General features: G+C 66.1%; 21 protein-coding genes and 1 pseudogene. 9 read left to right on the forward strand and 13 right to left on the reverse strand.

What is annotated here, in order from left to right:
- Positions 1-136: 136 nt before the first annotated feature.
- Together BJA_RS15000 and BJA_RS15005 are read right to left on the reverse strand one after the other, a co-directional pair.
- Positions 137-907: an SDR family NAD(P)-dependent oxidoreductase gene (locus tag BJA_RS15000; RefSeq protein WP_038965747.1), complete on the reverse strand. Its 771-nt coding sequence runs from the start codon at positions 905-907 to the stop codon at positions 137-139.
- A 228-nt stretch (positions 908-1,135) separates the two neighbouring features.
- Positions 1,136-1,423 (reverse strand): hypothetical protein, encoded by a 288-nt coding sequence (locus BJA_RS15005; RefSeq protein ID WP_011085813.1) that lies wholly within the window; start codon positions 1,421-1,423, stop codon positions 1,136-1,138.
- A 121-nt stretch (positions 1,424-1,544) separates the two neighbouring features.
- On the opposite strand from BJA_RS15005, the gene BJA_RS15010 reads away from it, so the two are divergent.
- From BJA_RS15010 to BJA_RS15020, 3 genes are all read left to right on the forward strand, one after another.
- Positions 1,545-2,945, forward strand: coding sequence for a CoA transferase (locus BJA_RS15010; protein WP_038965744.1), 1,401 nt, complete (start codon positions 1,545-1,547; stop codon positions 2,943-2,945).
- Positions 2,946-3,110: 165 nt separating this feature from the next.
- Positions 3,111-4,355 (forward strand): efflux RND transporter periplasmic adaptor subunit, encoded by a 1,245-nt coding sequence (locus tag BJA_RS15015; protein ID WP_011085815.1) that lies wholly within the window; start codon positions 3,111-3,113, stop codon positions 4,353-4,355.
- A gap of 38 nt (positions 4,356-4,393) precedes the next feature.
- Positions 4,394-7,510 carry an efflux RND transporter permease subunit gene (locus BJA_RS15020; RefSeq protein ID WP_011085816.1) on the forward strand — a complete coding sequence of 1,039 codons (3,117 nt, stop codon included), beginning with the start codon at positions 4,394-4,396 and terminating at the stop codon, positions 7,508-7,510.
- Between the two features lie 20 nt (positions 7,511-7,530).
- Here BJA_RS15020 and BJA_RS15025 read toward each other — a convergent pair whose 3' ends face one another.
- The 5 genes and pseudogenes from BJA_RS15025 to BJA_RS15045 all read right to left on the reverse strand — a co-directional run bounded on the left by BJA_RS15025 (position 7,531) and on the right by BJA_RS15045 (position 12,149).
- Positions 7,531-8,493 (reverse strand): amidohydrolase family protein, encoded by a 963-nt coding sequence (locus tag BJA_RS15025; RefSeq protein WP_011085817.1) that lies wholly within the window; start codon positions 8,491-8,493, stop codon positions 7,531-7,533.
- Between the two features lie 73 nt (positions 8,494-8,566).
- Positions 8,567-8,854, reverse strand: a pseudogene (locus BJA_RS15030) (hypothetical protein); the annotation flags it as partial.
- 23 nt (positions 8,855-8,877) lie between these two features.
- Entirely contained in the window at positions 8,878-10,308 is a 1,431-nt protein-coding gene (locus BJA_RS15035) for a TolC family outer membrane protein (RefSeq protein ID WP_011085819.1), read from the reverse strand.
- Between the two features lie 187 nt (positions 10,309-10,495).
- Positions 10,496-11,275 carry an enoyl-CoA hydratase gene (locus tag BJA_RS15040; protein WP_011085820.1) on the reverse strand — a complete coding sequence of 260 codons (780 nt, stop codon included), beginning with the start codon at positions 11,273-11,275 and terminating at the stop codon, positions 10,496-10,498.
- A 181-nt stretch (positions 11,276-11,456) separates the two neighbouring features.
- A complete protein-coding gene (locus BJA_RS15045; RefSeq protein ID WP_011085821.1) occupies positions 11,457-12,149 on the reverse strand; it encodes a hypothetical protein in 693 nt (230 codons plus the stop codon).
- A gap of 289 nt (positions 12,150-12,438) precedes the next feature.
- Here BJA_RS15045 and BJA_RS15050 point away from each other — a divergent pair, with 289 nt between their 5' ends.
- On the forward strand, positions 12,439-12,984 hold the full coding sequence (locus tag BJA_RS15050; RefSeq protein WP_028172304.1) for a sigma-70 family RNA polymerase sigma factor: 546 nt from the start codon (positions 12,439-12,441) through the stop codon (positions 12,982-12,984).
- Between the two features lie 2 nt (positions 12,985-12,986).
- Entirely contained in the window at positions 12,987-13,625 is a 639-nt protein-coding gene (locus tag BJA_RS15055; RefSeq protein ID WP_011085823.1) for an NrsF family protein, read from the forward strand.
- Here BJA_RS15055 and BJA_RS15060 read toward each other — a convergent pair.
- Together BJA_RS15060 and BJA_RS15065 are read right to left on the reverse strand one after the other, a co-directional pair.
- Complete coding sequence (locus BJA_RS15060) at positions 13,622-14,725, reverse strand: DUF2336 domain-containing protein (RefSeq protein ID WP_011085824.1); 1,104 nt, start codon at positions 14,723-14,725, stop codon at positions 13,622-13,624. The two genes, BJA_RS15055 and BJA_RS15060, sit on opposite strands and share 4 nt — an antisense overlap.
- Positions 14,726-14,787: 62 nt before the next feature.
- Entirely contained in the window at positions 14,788-15,945 is a 1,158-nt protein-coding gene (locus BJA_RS15065) for a GGDEF domain-containing protein (RefSeq protein WP_011085825.1), read from the reverse strand.
- A gap of 439 nt (positions 15,946-16,384) precedes the next feature.
- Between BJA_RS15065 and BJA_RS15070 the strand changes: the two genes are divergently transcribed.
- The 4 genes from BJA_RS15070 (at position 16,385) to BJA_RS15085 (ending at position 20,631) form a co-directional block, all read left to right on the forward strand.
- Positions 16,385-16,954 carry a sigma-70 family RNA polymerase sigma factor gene (locus tag BJA_RS15070; RefSeq protein WP_038965738.1) on the forward strand — a complete coding sequence of 190 codons (570 nt, stop codon included), beginning with the start codon at positions 16,385-16,387 and terminating at the stop codon, positions 16,952-16,954.
- Positions 16,951-17,646, forward strand: a complete 696-nt coding sequence (locus BJA_RS15075) for a hypothetical protein (RefSeq protein ID WP_011085827.1) — start codon at positions 16,951-16,953, stop codon at positions 17,644-17,646. The genes BJA_RS15070 and BJA_RS15075 overlap by 4 nt, the downstream gene beginning before the upstream one ends.
- Before the next feature lie 15 nt (positions 17,647-17,661).
- Positions 17,662-19,347: a S8 family serine peptidase gene (locus BJA_RS15080; protein WP_011085828.1), complete on the forward strand. Its 1,686-nt coding sequence runs from the start codon at positions 17,662-17,664 to the stop codon at positions 19,345-19,347.
- Positions 19,348-19,833: 486 nt separating this feature from the next.
- On the forward strand, positions 19,834-20,631 hold the full coding sequence (locus BJA_RS15085) for a TIGR03809 family protein (RefSeq protein WP_051000271.1): 798 nt from the start codon (positions 19,834-19,836) through the stop codon (positions 20,629-20,631).
- Between the two features lie 120 nt (positions 20,632-20,751).
- Here BJA_RS15085 and BJA_RS15090 read toward each other — a convergent pair whose 3' ends face one another.
- The 4 genes from BJA_RS15090 to BJA_RS15105 form a co-directional block, all read right to left on the reverse strand.
- Positions 20,752-22,122 carry a TIGR03808 family TAT-translocated repetitive protein gene (locus BJA_RS15090; protein WP_011085830.1) on the reverse strand — a complete coding sequence of 457 codons (1,371 nt, stop codon included), beginning with the start codon at positions 22,120-22,122 and terminating at the stop codon, positions 20,752-20,754.
- 213 nt (positions 22,123-22,335) lie between these two features.
- Positions 22,336-22,983: a pyroglutamyl-peptidase I gene (locus BJA_RS15095; protein WP_011085831.1), complete on the reverse strand. Its 648-nt coding sequence runs from the start codon at positions 22,981-22,983 to the stop codon at positions 22,336-22,338.
- Complete coding sequence (gene meaB / locus BJA_RS15100) at positions 22,980-23,969, reverse strand: methylmalonyl Co-A mutase-associated GTPase MeaB (protein ID WP_011085832.1); 990 nt, start codon at positions 23,967-23,969, stop codon at positions 22,980-22,982. The genes BJA_RS15095 and meaB overlap by 4 nt, the downstream gene beginning before the upstream one ends.
- Before the next feature lie 51 nt (positions 23,970-24,020).
- Positions 24,021-25,532: a tripartite tricarboxylate transporter permease gene (locus BJA_RS15105; RefSeq protein ID WP_011085833.1), complete on the reverse strand. Its 1,512-nt coding sequence runs from the start codon at positions 25,530-25,532 to the stop codon at positions 24,021-24,023.
- Positions 25,533-25,535 lie beyond the last annotated feature (3 nt).

Genomic DNA, 25,535 nt, shown 5'->3' on the forward strand with positions numbered 1-25,535 from the left:
AAGCGATCGCGCCTCACTCTCAGTCGTCATACCCCGCAAAGGCGGGGTATCCAGTACGCCGCGGCCTCTCGGTTCTAGCCGCACTGTCTCTGGAATACTGGACCGCCCGCCTTCGCAGGCGATGACAGCGTGCCCCTCAAAAATTCACCCGGTTCGAGATCGCCCCGTCCACGACCAGATTCGATCCCGTGGTGAACCCCGACACCGGGCTGGCCAGAAACACCGCCGCGCTTGCGATCTCCTGCGGCGTCGCCATGCGGCCGGTAGGGTTGCGCTTCATCGCATCCTTGTAGCGCTCGGGCATGTTCTGCTCGATCGTGTTCCAGACGCCGCCCTTGAAATAGACGGTGCCGGGCGAGACCACGTTGACGCGGATCTTCTTCTTCGCATATTGCCGCGCCAGCCCCTTGGCCATGTGGATCAGCGCCGCCTTGATCGGGCCGTAGGAGCTCGCGAGATCGGCCTGTGCCGCCGAGATCGAGGCGATGATGACGAAGGCTGCGTCGCCGCTTGTCTCGCCGCTCGCCTCGAGGAACGGTCGCGCGGCATCGAACGCATGCACGGCGCCGAGCACGTCGAGCCGGAAGTTCTGCTCCCAGGACGCTGCATCCTGACCTTGCGCCATCGCGCCGGCATTGGAGAACAGCATGTCGATGCCGCCGAGCTCCTTTGCAGCGCCCTCGACCCAGGACTTCAACGCCGCGCCGTCGGTGACGTCGACCGGGCTGCCGGTGGCGCGGATGCCGCTCGTCTTCAGCTCAGTGACGGTGGCGGCAACCTGATCCGCATTGCGCGCGCACACCGCGACATTGGCGCCTTCGCCGGCCAGCGTCGCCGCAATCGCCCGCCCGATGCCGCGCGTGCCGCCGAGCACGATGGCGTTCTTTCCCTTGAGACCGAGATCCATTGTTTTGTCTTCCTTGTTGTTGGTCGCGCGCCGTCGTCGCGAACGAAGCGCAGTGCCTCCTCCAATGTCGTCCTGGCGAAAGCCAGGACCCATTACCACGAACTTGCGCTGCTGTGCGATGTTGTGGCCAAGACGTGCTGTAACAACATTCGACCGGGGTAATGGGTCCTGGCTTTCGCCAGGACGACACCGAGCGTGTGGTTAGTTGCTTCGCCTGCGGCGACGACCTCACTCCGGTGCCGCCCCCACCGGCGGGCCGCCGGGCGGGCGGTGCAAGTAAGTCAGCGAGACGTAGGCGCCGGCCCAGGAGCCGAGCGCCGCGAAAGCGACATAGAAGGCGTTTTCGGTGTAGCTGATCACCGCGTAGGAGGAGAGCAGGTACCAGACCGCGCTCCAGTTCGCCGCTGGCACGCGCTTGCGCGCGATCACGGCGGAGGTGAACATGACATAGACCGCGTCGGTGGCCGCCGTTGCGATGAACACGGCGCCGGCGGTAACGGGATCGATGGCGGCCATTGCATTCCTTTCTGCGATCATGACATGGTCGCGAAAAGTACAGCATGATCCGGAAAAGTGCGCAGCGGTTTTCCGGAAGGATCGTACGCAAAACAACAACCCGAAAGGGAGAGAAGCGGCCATGCAAAGCCCTGCCGATATTCTCGAGGGCATCTGGACCTCCGCCGGCGGCGATAAGGCCGCGCTTGCACGCGTGCGACTGACCGGCGAAGAGCCGCAGATCCCGTCCTCGTTTCGTGTCGCTGTCGCCGGCCAAACCACAATCGCTGCCGCGGGCCTTGCTGCCGCCGAAATCACGCGATTGCGCAGCGGCGAGGTGCAGGACGTCCATGTCGACATGCGCCATGCCGTGGCCGAATGCCGTTCCGAGCGCTATTTGCGGCTCGACGACAAGCCGCCGCCACCGGCCAGGGACGCCATCGCCGGCGTCTACAGCACAGGCGATGGCCGCTTCGTCCGCTGCCACACCAACTTTCCACATCACCGCGACGCGGTCTGCAAGGTGCTGGCTTGCGAGGCGGAGCGCGAGAAGGTGCAGGCCGCGTTGATGCGGTGGAAGGGCGAGGATTTCGAAACCGCGGCCTACGCCGCCGGCGGCGTGGTTGCCCTGATGCGCACCCACGACGAATGGTCGGCGCTGCCGCAAGCGCATGCGCTCGCCGAACTGCCGCTGATCTCGATCGAGAAGATCGGCGAGGCCCCGCCGAAGCCGTGGCCTGAAGGCGATCGCCCGCTCGCCGGCCTCCGCGTGCTCGATCTCTCCCGCGTCATCGCGGGCCCCGTCGCCGGCCGCACGCTCGCCGCGCACGGTGCGGATGTGCTCCTGGTCTCGGGGCCTGAGTTGCCCGCCATTCCCTGGCTCACCATCGACACCGGCCGCGGCAAGCTCACCACCTTCATCGAGCTGAAGAGCGAGGCGGGCAGGGCGCAGATGCGTGCGCTGTTGAAGGATGTCGACATCTTCTCGCAAGGCTATCGCCCGCACGCGCTCGCAGGTCTGGGTTTCTCGCCCGAGGAGGCAGCGGAGATCAATCCCGGCATCGTCTACGTGACTTTGTCAGCCTACGGTCATGCCGGACCCTGGGCCGAGCGGCGCGGCTTCGACTCTCTGGTGCAAACCACCACCGGCTTCAACCATGCCGAGGGGAAGGCCGCCGGCATCGACGGTCCCAAGGAATTGCCGGCACAGATACTCGATCACGCCACCGGCTATCTCATGGCGTTCGGCGCGATGATGGCCAGGGCGCGCCAGGCCCGCGAAGGCGGCAGCTGGCACGTGCGCGTGTCGCTGGCGCAGACCGGCCGCTGGTTGTGGAATCTCGGCAGGCTCGACGGCGGACTGGACACCCCGGATCTTACGGGCGAGGCTGTACATGCAGCGTTCATCGAGAGCATGCCATCTGGCTTCGGCACGTTGAAAGCGGTGCGCCATTCGGCGCTGCTGTCGAGAACGCCGGCGCAATGGAGCCGTCCGGCGATGCCGCTCGGCAGTCATCCGGCACAGTGGCCGGCGAGAAGCTGACACTGAGCTTACTTGGCTTACTTGGAGCTGACGCGTCGCAAAATTTTAACGCAAACGGAAAGGTGCCGGGCGTTTTTTAGGTTGTTTGAAATCTGAATTCGGCACTATTAGCGCGACCGATGAGGCAATTGTTTGCCGAGATCGTCGCAGACATGACCGGGCCCCATGGTAGTTGAAAATACCAAGCGATTGCAGGTGCTTACAAAACAGCGGGTGATCTCATCCGTAGTTTTACTGGCACTCGCCGGCGCCGGTGCCTACGGCTTCCTCTATGCGGGGGCCAAGGAAAAAAGTCATTCCGAGGTCTCCAGCCAGTCGCGCAGGAATGCGCAGAATTTCACGCCGACCCCGTCCGAATGGGCGACCCTGACGATCGAGCCGGTCAAGGCCAAGACCTTCCGGGCCGAATATGTCACCGAGGGCAAGGTCGCGGTCGACGAGGACCGCTCGACGCCGGTGTTCTCGCCCTATGCGGGCCGGGTCACCAAGCTGCTCGCCAAGCCCGGCGAGATGCTGAAGCAAGGTCAACCGCTGTTCACGATCGAGGCCGCCGACACCGTGCAGGCCCAGAACGATTTCATTGCGGCGATGACCTCGCAGAACAAGGCGAAGTCGGCGATCGATCTTGCCGACATCCAGTTCAAGCGGGCCAAGGATCTCTATGAGGGCCACGCGATTCCGCTGAAGGACTATCAGCAGGCGGAAGCCACCCAGGTCCAGGCGCAGAACGACATGCGCTCCTCGGCGACGGCGCTGGAAGCCGCACGCAACAAGCTGCGGATTCTCGGCTTCACCGACGAAACCATCAAGGCGTTCCAGGACAAGGGCGTCATCGATCGGGAGATCACGATCTACTCGCCGATCTCCGGCACGGTCGTGCAGCGCAAGATCGGCCCGGGCCAGTACGTCAATTCCGGCGCCAGCGATCCGGTCTTCGTGATCGGCGACCTTTCCACGGTCTGGCTCACCGCCTTCGTGCGCGAGAGCGATGCGGCCGCGGTGTGCATCGGGCAGGACATCACCGTCAACGTGATAGCGCTGCCGGGCCGGCCGCTGACCGCCAAGATCAACTACGTCGCCGCCGCGATCGATCCCAGCACCCGCCGTCTGCTGGTTCGCGCCACCATCGACAACAAGGACGGCGCGCTCAAGCCGGAAATGTTCGCCAACGTCACGATCTATTCGGCCGGCGACCGCGCGGCACCTGCGGTGCCGAAACAGGCGTTGATCTATGAGGCCGACAAGGTTCGCATCTGGGTGGCGCGCGAAGACAAGTCGGTCGAGCTGCGCCAGATCAAGATCGGCCTGATCAACGGCAACCTCGTCGAAGTCACGAGCAACCTGCAACCCGGCGAGCAGATCGTCACCAAGGGCAGCCTGTTCATCGACCGCGCGGCGTCCGGCAGCTGATCGACGACCCAAAAACTGAAAACAAACTGAAGACCTGAATGGATCGTCTCGTCGCCCTTGCCGTCAACCGGCGCTACCTGATGGTCGGCATGTTCGTTGCCGTGCTGATCGGCGGCTTGATCGCGTTCAACCAGCTCAATATCGAGGCCTATCCCGACCCGACCCCGCCGATGGTCGACATCGTGACGCAGAGCCCGGGCCTGTCGGCCGAGGAAATCGAGCGTTACATCACGATCCCGATCGAGACCCAGGTCGCGGGTCTGAAGAACCTCACGACCATCCGCACCATCTCGCTCTACGGCCTCTCCGACATCAAGCTCCAGTTCTCCTTCGCCTACACCTACGACGAGGCGTTGCAGCAGGTCTTGAACCGCCTGGCGCAGCTCGCGCCGCTGCCGGGCAATGTGCAGCCGCAGATCTCGCCGCTCAGCCCGATCGGCGAGATCTTCCGCTACCGCCTGGTCGGCCCGCCGAACTACAGCGTGCTCGACCTCAAGACCATCCAGGACTGGATCCTGCAGCGCCGCTTCCGCGCCGTGCCGGGCGTCATCGACGTCACCGGGTGGGGCGGCAAGAGCAAGACCTACGAGCTCCAGGTCGATTTCAACAAGCTCGTCGCCAACGGCCTGACGCTGCCGCAACTGCTCCAGGCGGTCGGCAATGCGAACGTCAATGTCGGCGGCAACACCGTCAATATCGGCCAGCAATCGGCCGTGGTGCGCGGCGTCGGCCTGATACGTTCGATCGACGACCTTGCCAACACCATGGTCTCGCAGACCAACGGCAACCCGGTGCTGGTCAAGGACGTCGCCACAGTCACAGTCGGGCAGAGGCCTCGCCTCGGTATTGCCGGCATCGACGATGCCGACGACATCGTGCAGGGCATCGTCCTGATGCGCCGCGGCGAGCAGAGCTCGCCAACCATCAAGCGCGTTCACCAGCTCGTTCAAACCATCAACAACTCCAGCATCCTGCCGCCCGGCGTGCGCATCGAGCGCATCTACGACCGCGGCGACCTGATTGAGCTCACCACCCACACCGTGCTGCACAACATGGTGGTCGGCATTCTGCTGATCGTGCTGTTGCAGTGGATCTTCCTCGGCGACCTGCGTAGCGCGCTGATCGTCGGCGCCACCATTCCGTTCGCGCTGTTCTTCGCGGTGATCATCCTGGTGCTGCGCGGCGAATCGGCGAACCTGCTGTCGGTCGGCGCGATCGATTTCGGCCTGATCGTCGATGCCACCGTCATCATGGTGGAGGCGATCTTCCGCCGCCTGACGCAGACGACCCCGGTGTCCGAATCCGAGCACATGTCGTCCGAGACGCTGTTCGGCATGAAGAGCCACGCCATCCTCAGCGCCGCGGCCGACGTGTCGCGCTCGATCTTCTTCGCCGCCGCCATCATTATCGCGGCCTTCCTGCCGCTGTTCACGCTCTCCGGCGTCGAAGGCAACATCTTCGGACCGATGGCGCGCACCTATGCCTATGCGCTTGCCGGCGGGCTGCTGGCCACCTTCACGGTGACGCCGGCGCTGTCCGCGATCATCCTGCCCGCGCATGTCGAGGAAACCGAGACCAAAGTCATGTTGATCCTGCACCGGATCTACATGCCGGTGCTGCATTGGGCCGTCGCCAATCGCGGCATCATGCTCGGCGGTGCGGTCGGCCTCGTGCTGATGACGGTGGCGCTCAGCCGGCTGCTCGGCCTCGAATTCCTGCCCAAGCTGGAAGAGGGCAATCTCTGGATCCGCGCCACGCTGCCGCCGACCATCTCGCTCCAGGAAGGCAACACCTACGTCAACGAGATGCGCAAGGTGATCCGCGCCCGGCCCGAGGTGGAATCGGTGGTGTCGCAGCACGGCCGTCCCGACGACGGCACCGACGCGGCCGGCTTCTTCAACGCCGAGTTCTTCGCGCCGCTCAAGCCCGTGAGCCAATGGCCCGGCACGCGCGACAAGGAAGAGCTGACCGCGCAACTGCTCAAGCAGCTCGACGACCGCTTCCCCGGCGTCGAGTTCAACTTCTCGCAATATCTCCAGGACAACGTCTCCGAGGCCGTCTCCGGCGTGAAGGGCGAGAACTCGATCAAGCTGTTCGGCAGCGATCTGCAGGCGCTTACCGACACCGCCAACAAGATCAAGCAGGTGCTGTCGACGGTGCAGGGTGTCACCGACCTTGCGGTGTTCACCTCGCTCGGGCAGCCGACCATCCAGATCGACATCGACCGCGCCAAGGCCGCGCGCTACGGCCTCGCACCGGGCGACATCAACGCCACCATCAAGGTCGCGATTGGCGGCGACACCGCGGGCGATCTCTACGAGCCCGGAAGCGACCGCCATTTCCCGATCATCGTTCGGCTTGCGCCGGAATACCGCCGGAGCGCAGAGGCGATCCAGAATTTGCGGATCGGTGCGCCGGGGCCGAACGGCACCGTCACGCAGATCCCGTTGAGCGAGGTCGCCAGCATCAGCCTCGTCTCGGGCGCGGCCTACATCTACCGCGAGCAGCAGGAGCGCTACCTGCCGATCAAGTTCTCGGTCCGCGAGCGCGATCTCGGCAGCGCGATCCGCGAGGCGCAGCAGAAGATCGCCGACCAGGTGCAACTGCCGCCCGGCTCGCACATGGACTGGGTCGGCGAGTTCGGCAATCTCCAGGACGCGATCCGGCGCCTGTCGATCGTGGTGCCGATTTCGCTGGCGCTGATCGGCGTCCTGCTCTGGTTCAATTTCGGCTCGATGACCGACACGCTGCTCGCGATGAGCGTGATCCCGATGGCGATCTTCGGCGGCGTGCTCGGGCTGTTGATCACCGGCACGGCGTTCAGCGTCTCTGCGGCGATCGGCTTCATCGCGCTGTTCGGCATCGCGGTCATGGATGGCATCATCATCCTGTCGCAGTTCAACCAGCTCATCGAGGAAGGCATGGACCGCGTGAGCGCGGTGATCCGCACCGGCGAGCTTCAGCTTCGGCCCGTGCTGATGACCTGCGTCGTCGCCGGCGTCGGCCTCTTGCCCGCTGCCCTGTCGGAGGGCATCGGATCGCAGGTGCAGAAGCCGCTCGCGGTCGTCGTCGTCACCGGCATGATGCTGGCGCCGGTCGTGATCCTGGTGACCTTACCGGTCCTGATCTCCTTCTTCTCCCGCCGTGCGCGCTGATCGCGGGCGGCCGTCGCGACTCAGAATCCGTAGAGCCGCCCCGGATTGTCGACCAGGATCTTTTTGCGCACATCCGCATCCGGTGCCCACACCGGAAGCTGGTTGAGCAGGCGGCCGTCATCGATCTGGTAGAGAGGCGCGATGTCGGTGGCTTTCCGTCCCTCGACATGGCTCGAATCCGGATGCGGCCAGTCGGTGCCCCAGACGATGCGATCCGGATTGGCCTCGATCAGCGCGCGCGCAAAGGGCACCATGTCCTGATAGTCCGGCGCGAGTTTTGACGAGCGATAGGCGCCGGAGATCTTCACATAGACCTTGCCGGATTTGACGAGCGCGACCAGGTCGGAAAATCCCGGCTGCTCCAGCCCGAGCGAAGCCTCGAGGCCGCCGAAATGATCGAACACCGCGGGCACGGGCGCGGCCAGCACCAGGTCCTTGATCGCCGAGATCATCGGCAGCGTGGTGTAGAGCTGCACGTGCCAGCCGCGCGCCTTCATGCGCTCGACGGCCGCAGTGAAGCGGGCCCGGCCGACATTGGGATCGCTGATGCCGCCGGTCGCAAGGTTGATGCGGATGCCGCGGAAGCCTTCCTGCTGCATCGCGTCGAGCTGCGCTTCGGTCGTCTTGTCGTCGATCACGGCGACCCCGCGCGCGGTCCCGCCACGCGCCTTCATGCCGAACAGAGTGGAGGAGTTGTCGGTGCCGTAGACGCTCGGCGTCACGATCACCACGCGCTCGATATGCAGCGCCTTGTGCAGCGCGGCCATTTCTTCAGGGCTCGCCAGCTCCGGCGTATAGACGCGGCCTGCGAAGAACGGAAACTTTTCGGGATCGCCATGGATGTGGGTGTGGCAGTCGCAGGCATGCGCCGGAACGTCGAAATTGACCGGCGTCGCGGGCTGCGACGCGCGGGCGTGGGCTTTGCTGGTCATGGCTACTCCGGCGGCAAGTGAGGCAAGCAGGACGCTGCGTCGGTCGAGCATGGTTTCTCTCCCTGCTTCGTTATTTGGAGGTTGGACCGGGACAGTATCACATCAGCCCGGCAATCGCTCCGCTTCGCGGTGCGGTGACGAAGACGACGAGATCGAACAACGGAGCGAGTTCCTCGCCCCAGCCGGTGACCGATCCGCTGAGCACCCAATCGAGACGCGGCAGAAACATCTCGCGCATCAGGCGCAGGCGCTCCGCGCCGGGGCGCGTCGTCTGGTAGGGCGGCGCGGTCGGCAGCCAGAAATAATCATCGCTGTCGTGATGCGGAAGCGCAAGCCGCCCGGCGAGCGCGCGGCCGAGCGTCGTCACGCCGGACCCCGAAGCTCCCATCAGATGGATGCGGCGGCTCTTCATGGCACCGGGCCAAAAGATTGAAACTACTGCCCCGACGGCGTGCGCAGGCCGTGCCAGGCGTCGCGGACCTGCTGGTAGTGCACCTCCGGCAGGTAGTCCGGCGTGTTCAGGCTCAAGGTCTTGACGTCGAGATGGCCGACGGCGCTGAGTAGCGTGTAGGAGGCGATCACGCGGTCGCGCAGCGCGCCGATCAGACGGGCCTTGGCCTGGATCAGATCGGCCTGCGAGTTCAGCACGTCCACCGTCGTGCGCTGTCCGCCGGCGGCCTCGCGCTGCACGCCCTGGAGCGCGACGGTCGCCGCCTTCACTTCGGACTCGGAGGCCGAGACCGCGATCTTGGCGCCTTCGTTCGCAACCCAGGCGCTGACCGCCGCGGTGCGAGCCTGATTGCGCACCTGGTCGAGCACGAGCCGGCTCTGAGCGGTGATCTCCTTGGCCTGCCGGGTCTGCGCGGCGGCCTGGCCGCCGTCATAGATCGGCGCGGTGACGTTGGCGACGATCGAGGCCTGGTCCTCTGCGAAGGTGCCGAGTGTGGGGTCGTTGTTGCGGCTTTTGCTGGCGCTGCCCTGGATGCTGGCGCTCGGCAGCAGGGCGCCTTCCGCGACGCGGATGTTGGTGGAGGCGACATCGACGTCGAAGCCTGCCGCCATCACGGCTGGATGCTGGCGGATCGCCATTGTCAGCGCATCCTCGCGGCTCTTCGGCAGATAGCGGTCGACCACTTCGGCGGCCCGAAGCTGCGATGGCGCATTGCCGATCACCTGCGCGTATATTGCCTGGCTCACCGCGAGCGCGACTTCGGCGGCATTGAGGTCGGAGAGCCCGCGGTTGAGACGGGCCTCGGCCTGCGCGGTGTCGGTCGGCGTGACGTCGCCGGCGTTGAGGCGGCGCTGGGTGACGGAAAGCGTCTCGCGCAGGAAGGCGACGTTGGAGCGCTGCGCCTCCACCAGCGACTGATTCGCCAGCACATTGGTGTAGGCGGTGACCGCGTCGAGCAGCACGCCCTGGCCGACATTGCGCAGCGCCTCGCGGCCCGACTGCACCTGGAGCTCGGCGGCCCGCACGTTATTGGCGGTGCGGAAGCCGTTGAACAGGGTCTGCGTCACGGTGACGCCGATGACCCATGGCGTCAGATTGGCGGTCTGGATCGTATTGTTGGGCAACAGGTTGCGTACCGATTGCAAGCCGGCGCTGAGGCTTGCAACGAGTTGCGGCCGGTAGCCGGCGAGCGCCTGCGGCACGTTCTCATCGGTCGCACGCTGCCGCGCGCGCTCGGCATTGAGCTGCGGGTTGGTCTGGTAGGCCTTGGCCAGCGCCTCCGGCAGGGCTTCGGCCCCGGCGGCCGAGGGCAGGGCGCAACAGAGCGCCAGCGCGGTCCATGTCGCGAGCACAGGACCCACGCCCGATCGATGCCGCGTCATCACGCGACCAGCTCTGGCGGCACGCCCAATCATGTAATCCCGCTAAACCCCGGCTGTCCGCCCCCGCCGACGGTGGCCTCTTAACTGTTTAACCAGCCGGGGTCCCGCAGGCAAACTGCCGCGGGGAAAACCCCCATGTATTCCGTGCTTGTTGCAGGCGCGTCACAGGGGTTGTGCGGGAAAGCGTCAGAGCCTTACACCGGCCTGACCAGGTGCCGCCTCAGCGGTTCTTGTTCACCGGCTTGCGCTTCTCGATGAACGCGGCCATGCCCTCGGAGCGGTCTTCCAGCGCGAAGGTCGAGTGGAACAGGTTGCGCTCGACGCTCATGCCCTCGGCGAGCGTGGTCTCGAAGGCGCGGTTCACCGCTTCCTTGGCCATGGCGACGGCGGGCCGTGACATCGACGCGATCTTTTCGGCGGCCGCCATCACCTCGTCCATGAGCTTGTCGGCGGGCACGATGCGGCTGACGAGGCCGCTTCGCTCGGCTTCCGCCGCATCCATCATGCGGCCGGTGAGGCAGAGGTCCATCGCCTTGGACTTGCCGATCGCGCGGGTCAGGCGCTGGGTGCCGCCGATGCCGGGAATGGTGCCGAGCGTGATTTCGGGCTGGCCGAACTTGGCGGTGTCGGCGGCGATGATGAAGTCGCACATCATGGCGAGCTCGCAGCCGCCGCCGAGCGCGTAGCCCGCAACAGCGGCGATGGTCGGCTTGCGGCAGCGCGCAACGCGGTCGCCGCCGATCGCGGCGAAATCCTCGGAGAACATGTCGATGAAGCCCTTCGGCTGCATCTCCTTGATGTCGGCGCCGGCGGCAAAGGCCTTCTCGCTGCCGGTCACGACGATGCAGCCGATGGCATCATCGCCCTCGAGATCGTCGACGGCGGCCGCAATCTCGCGGAAGACGCCGAAGGAGAGCGCATTGAGCATCTTCGGCCGGTTCAGCTTGATGATGCCGACCGCGCCTTGGCTTTCGACGATGATGTGTTCGAACGTGCTCATGCTCCACCCACGCTTTTGATTGGGCGGGCAATGTGCCTGCTGCCGCGGTGGCCTTCAAGGGGCCTGAAAAGCTGCCGGAACAAGGCCGCCCGGGACGCGCAGCCAACTGCGCGTCCCGGGCGAGGTCCGTCGGGCCAAAAGATCAGGCCAAAAGATCAGGCCAAGAACTCAGGCCAAGAAATCAGGCCATGAACATCCGCGCGGCGGAGGCCAGGGTCAGCAGCGTGCCGACGCCGATGAAGATCTTGCCGATCAGGGAGCTTTGGTCCCAGGCCGAGCTCTGGTGGCTGCTCGCCATCACCGGCGCGGGTCGCGGCTGCGCGTCGGTTGCGGCGATCACCGCGTTCTGCTTCTGCGCCGGCGGGCTGTCCTGTTGCAGGGCGCGGTCGAGATCGTTGAGCTGGTCGGCCGCCACCACCTGGCTCTCGGCATTCGGGGCGGCGGTATTATCGGCCGCTGCCTGGACGTTGTCGTTGGCGCGGTCCGTCATCGCGGAGGCCGCAGCCGCGGGCGGCGTATCGGCGGCGGCGAGCTGAGCCTTAGCGTTGGCGACCTCCGGCGGCATCTGGCTCGAGGCCGGCACATCGCCACCAGCCTTGTTGTCGGCCTTGCTGTCAGCCCTGGCCGCATCGGTCTTTGCCGCAGCGTCCGTCTTGCCGGCCTTGTCGTCGGAGGACTTCTGCGCCGTCTTGCTGCTGGTACGGCGCGCAGAGTGACGCCGGTGCTTGCTCGGCTGGACTGCATCAGCCTGTTTGCCTGCGCTGTCCGATGGGCTGCTCGCAGCCGAACTCGGCGCCGCCTGTGCAGCGCCTCCGAACAGCAGGAAAAGCCCGGCCAAAAGAATCAGGGCAGCGCGCCCGCTGGCTTTGATCATGTTGACGATCTCCCCAATCCACCCATGCCCGGACCGAACAGAGACGCCGTGGCGTGACGATAGCGGGGCAAAAAATGGGAATCTTCGGGCTAGACCGGGCAAAAACGGGGCAAGCCGCCCCCTCCGGGGCCGGCCGCAGGATGCGAACGGGACCGATCGGTGTTATGAGCCGTCGCGGATTTCCACGGCCGCATTGGACGGTGGCACAGCGTCAATCACGAAACCGTGATCGTACCGGTGCCGGCGTAACAAATTGAAAGAGCGGCCGAATTGCATGATGAGGGCGCGGGTGCGCGGACGTGAGGACGAATGGACCGGCCTGATGCGGTCGGCCATGGCGGGCGATGATGCGGCGTATCATCGCCTGTTGAAGGCAGTCACGCCGGTGCTGCGCGCTGCCGCGAGGCGCGGGCTGGCGCGGGCCGGCCAGCCTCCCGACCAGGCCGAGGATATCGTGCAGGAGATTCTGTTGGCGGTGCATCTGAAGCGGCACACCTGGGACAGCGAAGCCCCCTTCGCACCCTGGCTGTTCGCGATCGCCCGCAACAAGCTGATCGATGCGCTAAGACGACGTGGCCGGCGGGTCTTCGTCAACATCGATGATTTCGCCGAGACCCTGCCGGGCGAGACGCCGCAGGAGACGGCTTCGGCGGGCGAGGTCACGGCGCAGCTCAACACGCTGCCGCAGCGCCAGCGCGACGTGTTGCAGTCGATCGCGGTCGACAGCGCGTCGATCAAGGACACGGCGGCAAAGTTTTCGATGAGCGAGGGCGCAGTACGGGTCGCGCTGCATCGCGGACTTGCGGCGCTCACGGCCAAACTGCGGGACCACTAGTCATGGATACCGATCAACTCATTCGCTCGCTTGCGGCCGACAACGCCCATCGCACCCCGCGCGTCGGCGCCGTGCTGACCATGGCGCTCCTGGTCGCCGCGCCGCTGTCGATCCTGATCTTCGCGACGTTCCTCGGCGTGCGGCCCGACGTGATGAGTGCCATGCACAACCCGTTCTTCGACATGAAGTTCGCCGTGACGCTGTCGCTCGCGATCCCCGCGATCATCGTCAGCCTGCATCTGTCGCGGCCCGAGGCCTTGCTGCGCGGCTGGGGCTGGCTGTTGCTGCTTCCCGTCGGCCTTCTTGCGGTCGCGATCGGCGGCGAGACGATGATGGCGCCGGCCATGCCGATGTCGATGCGCTTGATGGGCAAGAACTCCAGGGTTTGCCTGCTGGCGATCCCGGCGATGTCGCTGCCGCTGCTGGCGGGGGCGCTGTTCGGCCTGCGCCACGGCGCGCCATCGCACCCCGCGCTCGCCGGTGCGCTCGCCGGCCTGGTGTCGGCCGGGCTCGCTGCGACGCTCTACGCCTCGCACTGCACCGACGACTCGCCGCTGTTCGTCGCGACCTGGTACACGATCGCGACGGCGCTGGTAGCCGCGATCGGAGCGCTGCTCGGGGCGAGGGTGTTGCGGTATTAGGCCGCGGGCGTCGTGCCGTGCTGCATGCGGTGGAAACGCAGCACCTGCTGCGCGGTCGATGAGCGCAGGGCCTCGTAGGTGTCGCGCAGCGTCAGCATGTCGGTCTGCGAGCCGCCCGAGAGCTTTTCGCGCAGGGCGATGATTGCGCGCACGCTCGCCCACGACATGCCCGCGACCTTGGCGAGGATCATCACGCCCTCGGTGCGGCTCTCGATCATCATGTTCTCGGCGGTCTCGACCGCAACGCCGGCGAGCGCCGCGAGGCCCGCATTGGTCTCGTCGAACTTGCCTTGCTCGGCGAAGGCGGTGACCTGGAATTCGTTGAGGCGGCCGTCCTCGTGGAGCGACTTTACCAGCGCGCGCGCTATCTCGGTTTGCCGGGTCATGGCCGCGGCGCGGACCCGCTGGGCCGCTTCCTGGACCACGCTCGACACCTCGTCCGCGAGCTCCGGATGCGCGGCCTCGAGCTTCCTGCGCACGCTCAGGGACGCCTTCGCGACCAGCTTCAGGTAGTGATGGCGCGGCAGGTCGGGCCGCAGGCCGATGCATGTGGCGAGGTCGTCATCGCGCTCGGCCCGCATGACGAGGTCGGAGAGGCTGTCCTCGGAGAGCTGTGCGCCGGGATTGCCGACGGTCGATTGCACGACGTCCTCGTTGCCGCGCGTCACCAGCACGTCGGTGAGTGCTGCCGACAGCACCCGCCGCAGCGAGATCGCCTTCAGATGCGCCTGACCCCGCGTGCGCGCGATCTCGATCAGGGTCGCCTCGTCCAGCCGTTCCGATTTCGACAGCACCGGTCCTGCGACCTCGATCACCTCGTCGAGCGCGAGCGTGCGGATGATCTTCGGCGGTGCCTCCGCGATCGGTGCGAGGCGGTCGGCGAGCAGCGTCCTCGCCGAGGTCTCGATCTGTTCGATCAGGCACTGGAATACGTCGTCGAACACGCGGATGTGCTCGTCGGAGTAATCCACTGCATTGCCCACGAACAGATCGGTGACGCGGCGCAGCGCCTCGACCCGGCGCACAACGGTGCCGTGCGAGAGCGCAGCCTGCAATTCCTCGAGCAGGTTCTCGGATGGTCTGGCGGATCTGGATTTCATTGCCCTGTCCTGGAGCGTTTGGTCCGGCGGCGGCTTCTCACGTGCCGGAGAAAATGGGTTGGTCAGTTCGTTGCAATACGGTTGCGGCCTTGCGCCTTGGCTGAATAGAGCGCGCTGTCGGCGCGCGCGAGAAACGTGTCGGCAGTATCAACGTCGCGCAGCGTCACGACGCCCGCGGAAATCGTCACGCGCATGCCGGGGGAGAATGCGCTCCAGTCGAGATCGGCGACGATGCTGCGCAGGCGCTCGAGCATGCGCGAGGCCGCCTCGCCGTCGGTGTCCGGCAGCAACAGCAGGAATTCCTCGCCGCCGTAGCGGCCGAAGCAGTCGGTCGGGCGGATGTTGGCGAATATGGTGATCGCGAAGGTGCGCAGCACCTCGTCGCCGATGGGATGGCCGTGGGCATCGTTGATGCGCTTGAACCAGTCGAGATCGATCAGCGCGATCGCGCAAGATGTCGATGCCCGCCGCGACTTGTCCATCTCGGCGTCGAGCAGTCGCATGATGCAGCGGCGGTTGTAGGACCCGGTCAGCTCGTCGAGCTCGGCCAGTTCCTCGATGCGCTGATAGGCAGCCTTCAGCTCGATGCTGCGCTGGTACAGGATCTTGCGCAGCGTGGCGCCGAACAGGCCGAGGAAGGCGCACTGGCCGATCACCAGCACGAAGCACAGCATCGAGGCGGTCCGCTGCAGCCGGGTAGCAACGGGCATGCCGATCGGCAGGTCGGAGGCGAGGAAGACGGCGGCAAGGCCGATGGCCGCGAGCGTCCAGGTGATCATCGCCTGGGCCGAGGTCATGCGCAGCGTGCCGAAGGCGAAGATCAGGAACAGCACGCAGATGAAGGCGATGCCGATGGTCGGGACCGACAGCAGGAACACGAATTGCAGCGCCATATGCGCCGAGATCTGGAAGACGGTGAGGTAGTGGTCGGTGAATCTGTCGCCGATGCCGGCTTCCGACAGCACGGTGAACGTGCCGATGATCAGGAGGCCGCCGAACCAGAACAGCGAGGCAATGTCGACCGAGATCGTGCCGTCATAGGCGTAGATCAGCAGGACCGAGGCGCCGAGCGAGTAGCTCGCCACCTGGCCGACATACATCTGGCGGCGCTGCCGGGCCCGGCGCTCGCGGACTTCGGGGGCCGCCGCCTCGGGCGCGAGAACGAGTTCCGCGACCTCAGCGGCATTCCTCTCCGGAAAGGACGTCGCGGCCGTGTTCATGGTCCCGCCAATGGTGGATGTCAGCCCAAAAATCTACGTGGCAAGCCTTTAGGTTTGGTATCCTTTGAAAGCGAATCCGAACCGTGCAGCGCAGAACAGGGTGATGTCGGTCGCTGGGGGAATTTGCCGGCGATTAGGCATCGTTTGCGATGCGGTCGAGCCAAAGCAGGCCTTCGTGAGACATACGTCGTGCAGGACTGCTATGGAACCGAACTTGGTCGGCCCGCCCGTGACCGGGCAGGCGTTCCGCAGGGAAATGTTGCAGTATTATGTTACCGATCTGGATCCAAACGGCCGACCCGCACGGGCGGGACAGGAAAAATCCGCGTATGTGGGGTAGATCACACAAGCTCCCGTATGACTGCGGTAAGTTGAACAATTTTGCACCTTCCGTCGAACCGTCCGCTGCATCGACCCGACCAACCTTGCGAGACGGCCTTTGAGCGTGACACAGGCGGCTTCGGACGAGATCCTCATCGCCAGGATCGCTCAGGGTGACCGGCTTGCCATGCAGGTGCTGTACGGGCGGCACCATGTCAGGGTCTACAGGTTCGGCCTCAGGCTCGTACGGGACGAGCAGGCGGCGGAAGACCTCATCAGCGAGGTGTTTCTCGACGTCTGGCGTCAAGCCGGCAAGTTCGAGGGTCGATCCGCAGTTTCCACTTGGCTGCTGGCCATTACCCGATTCAAGGCCCTCTCGGCGCTCCGGCGCAGGAAGGACTTTGAGTTGGACGAAGACGCCGCGAACGCGATTGAGGATACGTCCGACAATCCGGAAACGGTGGTGCAGAAGAAGGATACCAGTGAAGCGTTGCGGGAGTGTCTGACGGGCCTCTCGCCGGAACACCGGGAAATCGTCGATCTCGTCTACTACCACGAGAAGTCCGTGGAAGAAGTGGCCGAAATCGTCGGGATACCGGAGAACACTGTAAAGACGCGCTTGTTCTATGCGCGCAAGAAACTGGCCGAACTGCTGAAGGCAGCCGGCGTTGAGCGAGGCTGGCCATGATGGCTTTGAGCAAAAAGATGCTGGAGCAAGAGCCCAGTGAGATTGAACTGCTGCTGCCGTGGCACGCGGCCGGCACGCTGAACGCGCGCGACGCCCGCCGCGTCGAGGACGCGCTGGCGCGTGATCCCGAGCTCGCGAAACAATATGCCGCGATCCGCGGCGAGTACGAAGAGACCATCCATCTGAACGAGAGCCTGGGGGCTCCGTCGGCACGCGCGATGCAGAAGCTGTTCGGCGCGATCGACGCCGAGCCGGCGCGTGAGACCGGATCGCTGCCGCTGTCGGCGCGCATCGCGACCTTCTTCGCGAGCCTGTCGCCGCGGACCCTGGCCTGGTCGGCGAGCCTCGGTGCAGTCGCGCTCGTGCTCCAGGCCGGCATCATCGGCGCGGTGCTGATGAAGACCCAGCCCACGACCTTCCAGACCGCCTCGCTTTCGACCAGCGCGCCGATCACGCGCGAGCTTGGCGCTGCCGTTGCGCCGGCGCGCGCGCTGGTGCGCTTCACGCCCGAGGCGCGGGTCGCCGACATCACGGCGCTGCTCGACAGCTACCAGGCCTCGATCATCGGGGATGCCAAGGGTGGCATGTTCCGCCTCCAATTCGACAAGGCGATGAGCCAGGACGAACTCGCCTCGCTGCTCGGCAGGATGCAGCGCGAGAAGTTCGTCAACCTCGCCGTCGCGGCGCCGTAAGGCGCCGCTGAACCGATGACGCGCAAGTCCGAGAGTAAGTCGCGAGCCGGGGCCTACGCTTCGTCGGTCGGAGCCGCGCTCCTGCTCGCCGCCAGTCTCGGCGTCGAGGTTGCGCAGGCGCAGGCGATCATGCGCACGCCCACGATCAGCGTTCCCTCGCGCACGCCGACCATCTCTCCCAACGTCGCTGCGCGGGCGGTGAGCATTGATCGCGGCCCGCGCACGATGACGACCGCACGTATCTCTACGCCCCGAATCGGGCCGGCGCCGGTGCTGCCTTATGCGCGCTACTCGCCGAACCTGTATCCGTCCTGCACGGCACCGTACCGCGACGCCGACGGCGAATGCCTGGCGCAGCCAAATACAGGCGGTGACGGCGCCGGCAAGTCCGGCAAGAAGAGCGCGGGCAAGGGGCGCGGCAACAACACGCCCGTCGCCCTGAACCAGCGCATCTTCGCAGGCGAATTCGTCGCCGAGATCGACGGCGCGCTATCGGTGACCGAAGCCGACGAGCTCGCGCGTCGCCACGGCCTCGCGCGCGTCGCGTCCGAGAATTTCCCGCTGATCGGGGCGACCTTCGGCCTGTTCCGCATCACCGACGGCCGGCCCGCCGAGACGGTGCGGCGCGAATTCGCCGCCGACGGTAGCGTGCGCTCGGTCCAGCCCAACTTCCGCTACGTGCTCCAGGACCAGAAATCCTCCGTGCCGACCGAGGGCGATCCCGCGCAATATGTGCTGACAAAGCTTCGCCTCCCGCAGGCGCACACGCTGGCGCACGGCGCCAACGTGACGGTTGCCGTGATCGACTCCGGCATCGACGCCAAACATCCCGAGCTCGCCAATTCCATCGCCGACAATTTCGACGCGCTCGGCAGCGCCGAGGGCCCGCATATTCACGGCACCGGCATCGCCGGGGCGATCGTGGCGCATGCCCGGCTGATGGGCAGCGCGCCCGAGGCGCGCATCATCGCGATCCGCGCCTTCGGCGGCACCACGGGCGGCGCCGAGAGCTCGTCCTACATCATCCTGCGCTCGCTGAACTACGCCGCCGAGCACGGCGCGCAGATCGTCAATATGAGCTTCGCCGGTCCGAAGGATGCCGTGATCGAGCGGGCCATCGCGGCGACCGCCGCGCGCGGCCTCGTGCTGATCGCGGCTGCCGGCAATGCAGGTGCGAAATCGCCGCCGCTCTATCCCGCCGCCAATCCCAACGTGATCGCGGTCAGCGCGACCGACCAGCAGGACAAGCTGTTCACCGCCTCCAACCGCGGCAACTACATCGCGCTGGCGGCGCCGGGCGTCGACATCTTCCTGCCGGCGCCGGAAGGCAAATATCAGATGACGTCGGGAACCTCGTTCTCGGCGGCCTATGTCTCCGGCGTCGCGGCGCTGCTGCTCGAGCGCAACTACGCGCTCAAGCCGGAGGCGCTGCGCATGACGCTTGCGAAGACCGCGCGCGATCTCGGCTCACCCGGGCGTGATGATCTGTTCGGCGACGGCGAGGCCGATGCGTTTGCCGCGGTCATGGCTGTTCCCGCCGACAGCGCGACGCCGGTTGCGGCCGCGTCCGGTACAACAAAACGTGAAGATGGGCAGCCACATCGCGACGAGCCCGGCATCCGCGCGATCGAGCAGCCCTCGCTGTCGAGCTCGGATGATAAATCCACGATTTCTCAGGTGGATAGGCCGGCGACGCGATAGGCGCTGCGACAACTTTGCGCGCGGGCCGAAGGTTAAATAATCGAACGCCGCATTGAACGTTCAGCCGGCTGCCACGACCAAATTATGTGGGAGCGGTCATCCCTCCCCATCAGTCATATCAGGCGCGAGCGCCCATCCACCCCAAGCGCCCATATGGCTCGACCCGTCCGGTTGTCCCCCCGGACGGGTCTTTTCTTTTCGGGGCATCCGATTCCTTGAAGCCGTGTTTGAGATCAGCTTCCGGTAGAGCGATCGCGCTTGCGTTCATCGCCATCGGTCGGCCGGCATCCCGCACGCCCGCTATGCTTGTGCGAAGCTTGACTCGAAAACACAGCAAATCTCCGCACGACTACGGTCTTTGACGACGAACGAGGTGTCGTTGCTGGACAAGTCAAAACTTTTCCACAAAATATTCATGTCGCGTCTAAATTGATTCGTGTGCGTTGCGTCCCCCGCGTCCGTATTTTTCTCCTGACGGGCTGGTCCATGACACATCGCCAAGAGTCTGTTCGCGATCTTGTTCGCGGCGCGGCTGGTAGCCGTGAGATCGCGGCACGCTGGTGCGTTCTCGCCGAACAGCGGCTGCAACATCTCTCCGAAATGTTCGAGACCGGACGCTGGCGCCGCTATCACTCCGAGATCGCATTCCTCGAAAACATCCAGGAAGCCAAGCGCGCCGTCCAAACCTGGCGCGCCATCGCCACCGGCGGGGACGTTGCCGCGGCGGCCGCGAGCGTCACCCCCGCATTCGGCTGGTCGCCGGCGACAATGCCCCGCATGGCGCCGCGCGAGCAGCAGGCCCAGACCATGCAGCCGAAGGCGGTCCACATCGCCCCCGAGACCGCCGTGCCGGTCAGGCTCGCCCCCACGCCGAATGTGCTCGCCGAGGTGACCGAAGCCCCGCTCGTGCCGCTCGCTCCCAGCGCACCGCTCGCGGCGCCCGCTGCGGTGGCATCGTTCACTGCACCCGCCGCCGTCCCCCCGCTCAAGGCTCCCGCGGCGAGGGCGCTGCCGACGGTACCTGTCGTGAGGACGCCGTCCGCAGCGCCTGCTGCGTTGGCGCCGCGCACCGCGCCTCCCGTGAGGTCGCCGTTCGCCGAACCCGCTGCAATAGCATCGGTTGCCGCACCTGCAGTGAAGGCGCCTGCCGCGGTGGCAACGCTGCTGCAGCAATTCTCGCCCCCGGCGGACGAAATCGTCGCCGCCCCCGAGCGCGTCGTCGAATTCACCCTCAGCCTCGACGGCATCGAAGCGAAATACCCGCTGCTGCGGAACGCGTTCTGAAGGTAACGTTCAGAGAGAGCGGTTGCGTCTTCCCAGCTCTGTCAGCCTGAGGCGCGAGTTCCGCGGTGTACCGCGGGGCGAGCCTCGAAGGATGAACGGCCCCGTCTGCCAACCGCGCAGCTACCGCCGCACCGCGTTCCCGCCGACCACCACCTGCGCAAAGCGCTGCGCGCCGTCCGCCGACAGATCCGCCGTCACCGCGCGGGCGTGATCGAGGCCGACCACGGCGCCGCGCGGGGTCTCGGAGATCATGTTGTTGTTGACGAGCGCGGTGCCGGCGCCCGGCACCACGGAGACGCCGATTCCGGCCAGCGCCTTGCGGATCACGTTGCCCGTGATCGCGACGTCGCGCAGATATTTGCCCCAGCCGGCGACGATGCCGTAGGACGGCACGTTCTCGATCACGTTGCCGGTCACCGAGGTATCCGCCTCGATGTAGATGCCGACGCCGGCATCGTCGTCAGGCGCGGTGCCGATCGGCCGCTTCGGGATCAGATTGCGGATGATGTTGCCCTGGACCACCGCGATGCGGCCGCCCTCGTTGAAATTGCAGACGGAGACACCGACGGCGGCGCCGTCCACAATGTTGTTGGCGATCACCGCCGCCTCGAACGCGAACTCGGAATAGAGCGCGACCTCGCGCACATCGCTGACGCTGTTGCCTGTGATGTGGATGTTGGAGGCGGAATTGCCGCGCACCGCGGAATAGTCGCAATTTTTGATGCGGTTGCCGCGCACGATCACATTGCCGGCGCGGAAGGCGTTGATGGCGTTGCCGTACTGGCCGGAGCCGCCGGGGCCGGCCTTGATGTCCTCGATGCGGTTGTCTGCGACCAGCGTGCCGTCATCGCCGATCGCGCTGCGCAGGATCTCGATGCCGTTGTCGTTGGTGCCGATGATGGTGTTGCGGGCGACGCTGAGGCCCTTGGCGTCGAACGAGACCACGGCCGTCACCGCGATGCTGGTGAAGATGTTGCCGGAGATATCGCCTGAGATCTGCTCGAGCCAGATGCCGCTGCCGCCGGAGCCTGTGATCTCGCAATCGGTGATGCGGACGTCGCGGCCGCCGAGAACGTGGATCAGTCCGCGCCGTGTCGGCAGCGGGATGCCGCCACCGTCGAAGGTGATGCCGGAAAGGCCGATCGCATCGGCGCCGTCGCTCTGGATCGCCGACGGCCCGCCGGTGAAGACGAATTTCGTCGCGCCGCGCACGCCGATCAGTTGTGTGCCGTTCGGCAGCCGTAGCAATCCGCTGCGGTAGACGCCTGGCGGCAGCGCCAGCGGCATCTGCGCTCGCGCGGCCTCGTCGATGGCGCGCTGGAGTCCGCGGGTCTGGTCCTCGCTGCTGCCGGGCCGCACGCCATATTGCGTGGCATCGCGGCCGAGCAGCGACGTCAGCGGCGCCGCGCGCGCAGCGTCGGCCGGCATGGCCAGCGCGCCGGCGATGCCGGCGGTCGAGGCTCCGATGAGATGACGCCGGTTGAGGTCCATGGATGCGTCCTCCGGCGGACGCGGGAAGTGTCCGCAGCGGTTAGGTAGCGCAGAAATGGCGCACGGCGGCCGGGGCGATGAGGATTGTTCGCGGTAGGGTTAAATGTTTACGCAAAGCGAGATGCCGTAGGGTGGGCAAAGCGCAGCGTGCCCACCATTGTCACCCGGATCGAAAGAGATGGTGGGCACGGCGCAAGTGCGCCTTTGCCCACCCTATGAAGTGCGGGCCTTCCGGGCCAATCGCACCATTTCCATCAGCATGGCTTCCCCGGCATCCACCAGTTCCTCCAGCGTGATCCGTGGCGCACCCTTGAGCCGCACTGCACCGCTGCGCGCAAGCAGCGGAATATGGATGAACGCCGCCAGCCGTGGCCCGCCGTCCCTCGCGTTCTCGATCGCGCGCCAGCTTAAGTAGTTGCAGAGATAGGCGCCGGCATCGCGCGAGGCGCGTGCATCGATGCCGGTGAGGCGTGCCGCGCGCAGCAGCCTTGCGGTGTGCGGGCCGAACAGCATCGCATCCGCATGGCCGGCGATGCCGCGCTTGCTCGAGCGGGTGTTGGCGGCATCGGGCCAGAGCAGGGTGACCGCGTTGCGCGCGCGGGTCTCGATGCGCAGGTACGAGGTCCGCGCCGCGAGGCCGAACATCAGCAGCGCGTCCGGTTTTTGCGCCGCGAGCACCTCCGGCAATTGCCGGTCAACGGCGGCATAGGTCACAGGGAAAATGTGGGTCGCAAGCTCGACGTCGTCGAGTGCCGGGCGGCGCAGCCGCGCCAGCCGTGCCACCAGCGGCTGTGTCGGGTTATAGGGCGCGCCGGGGAAGGGACCGAAGCCGGTCAGGAGAACGCGGAGCTTTTGGCTCATTGCAGCAGCCCCAGAATTTGCTCGGCGGCGAGCGCCGGCGTGAGATGACCATCGGCGACTTCGGCCTCGATCTTCCGGACCCTGGTCCGCACCGATGCCTCGCTGCGCAGCCGCGCCAGCATGCGCTGCTCCAACATCGACCACATCCATTTCACCTGCTGCTCGCGCCGGCGCGCGGCGAAATCGCCGGACGCGTTCATCGCCTTGTGGTGATCGAGGACCTTTTGCCAGATCTTTGCGATGCCGTCGCCGGTCAGCGCCGAATAGGTCTCGACCGGCGGGTGCCAATGCTCGGACCGCGGCGCCAAAATATGCAGCGCGCTGCGATAGTCGGCGGCGGTGATGTTGGCGCGCTTGAGATTGTCGCCGTCGGCCTTGTTGATCGCGATCATGTCGGCGAGCTCGACCAGGCCCTTCTTGATGCCCTGGAGCTCGTCCCCGCCGCCGGGCAGCATCAATGCGAGGAAGAAGTCGGTCATGTCGCAGACCGCCGTCTCGGACTGGCCGATGCCGACGGTCTCGACCAGCACGACGCCGAAGCCGGCCGCCTCGCATAGCAGCATCGCCTCGCGCGTCTTCGCGGCGACGCCCCCGAGCGTGCCCGAGGATGGCGAGGGGCGGATGAAGGCGTCATCCGACGCCGACAGCCGCGCCATCCGCGTCTTGTCGCCCAGGATCGATCCGCCGCTGCGCGCCGAGGACGGATCGACCGCGAGCACTGCGACCTTGTGGCCCTGCTCGATCAGATAGGTGCCGAGCGCGTCGATGGTGGTGGACTTGCCGACCCCGGGCGAGCCGGTGATGCCGACGCGAAACGCCTTGCCGGTGTCGGGCAGCAGCATTTGCACGAGCTCCCGCGCCAGCGCCTGGTGGTCGCCGCGCCGGCTCTCCACCAGCGTGATGGCCCGGGCGAGGGCCGCGCGACTGCCGGAGCGGAGGTCGCGCGCGAGGGATTTGATGTCCAGTGAAACCTTCTTCTCAACCATGCCTTGCTTTACAACGCCCCGGCGGGGCAGGCGAGGGCCGCCCGCCCCCTATCACCGGGATGTTGCTGCCGCCGTCTGCACCGGTTTCACCTTGCGCCAGACCCATACCATCACCGGCCACAGCAGCGCGCCGATCGCCATGGCGGCGAGGATGGCGGCGACGGGGCGTTCGAAGAACGGCAGGATACTGCCGTCGGACTTGATCAGCGAGGTCACGAAGGCCTGCTCGACCATGGTGCCCATGACGATGCCGAGCACCATCGCGGCGACGGGATAGCCGTTCGCCTCCATCACGTAGCCGATCACCCCGAAGGCGGCGACGGTGACGACGCCGAACATGTTGTTGCCGATCGCGAACGAGCCGACCGCGCAGCACAGCATGATGATCGGCATGATGGCGGAGCGCGGTGCCAGCAGGATGTAGGCGGCGATCCGGATCATGGCGATGCCGAGCGGGATCATCAGGATGTTCGCGATGATGAACATCAGGTAGATCGCGTACATGCTCGACGCCTTCTCGGTGAACAGCGTCGGGCCGGGATTGAGCCCCTTCATGTAGAGCACGCCGATCGCGATCGCGGCGATGGTGTCGCCGGGGATGCCGAACAGCAGCGAGGGCACCCAGCCCGAGGCGATGCTGGCATTGTTGCTGGCGCCGGCCTCGACCAGGCCTTCGACATGGCCGGTGCCGAATTTCTCCGGCTCCTTGGAGAAGCGCTTGGACATCGCGTAGCTGACCCAGGCGGCCATGTCGGCGCCGGCGCCGGGCAGAACCCCGATGATGATGCCGACGATGTTTCCGCGCGTCATCTGCCAATGGTATTTCCTGGTCAGCTTCCACTGGCCGGCCATGATGCTTCCGAATTTTCGACGCGGCAGTGGAGGTGGTTCCGGCGTCAGCATCGCGCGCATCACCTGCGCCACCGCGAACACGCCGACCAGCGCCGGGATCGGCTCGATGCCGCCGAACAGGTCGGTGATGCCGAAGGTGAAGCGCGGCACGCCGCCCGGATTCTCGATGCCGATGCAGGAGACGAGCAGGCCGAGGAACATGCCGGCGATCGCCTTCACCGGCGAGGAACGCGCGACCAGGGTGGCGCACATCAGGCCGAGCAGCGCCAGCCAGAAATATTCGAAGGTGGAGAACGACAGCGCGACCTCGGCGAGCGGCGGCGCCAAGATCATCAGCGACAGCACGCCGGCGATGCCGCCGACCGCTGAGAACCAGACGCCGGCCCCGAGCGCCAGCTCGGCCTGGCCCTTGCGCGTCATGGCATAGGCTTCGTCCGCATAGGCGGCGGACGCGGGCGTTCCGGGAATGCGCAGCAGAGCGCCGGGAATGTCGCCGGAGAAGATCGCCATCGAGGACGCCGCGACGATGGTCGCGATCGCGGCGATCGGCGACAGATAGAAGGTGACGGGGACGAGCAGGGCGGTCGCCATCGTCGCCGACAGGCCCGGCAGCGAGCCGATGACGAGGCCGTAAACGGAGGCCGCGAACATCGCGATGACCACCTCCCAGGTGGAGATCAGCGCGAACGCTTCAATCAGGGTCTTCAGCATGGA

The organism is Bradyrhizobium diazoefficiens USDA 110, assembly GCF_000011365.1.
Taxonomy (GTDB): Bacteria; Pseudomonadota; Alphaproteobacteria; order Rhizobiales; family Xanthobacteraceae; genus Bradyrhizobium; species Bradyrhizobium diazoefficiens.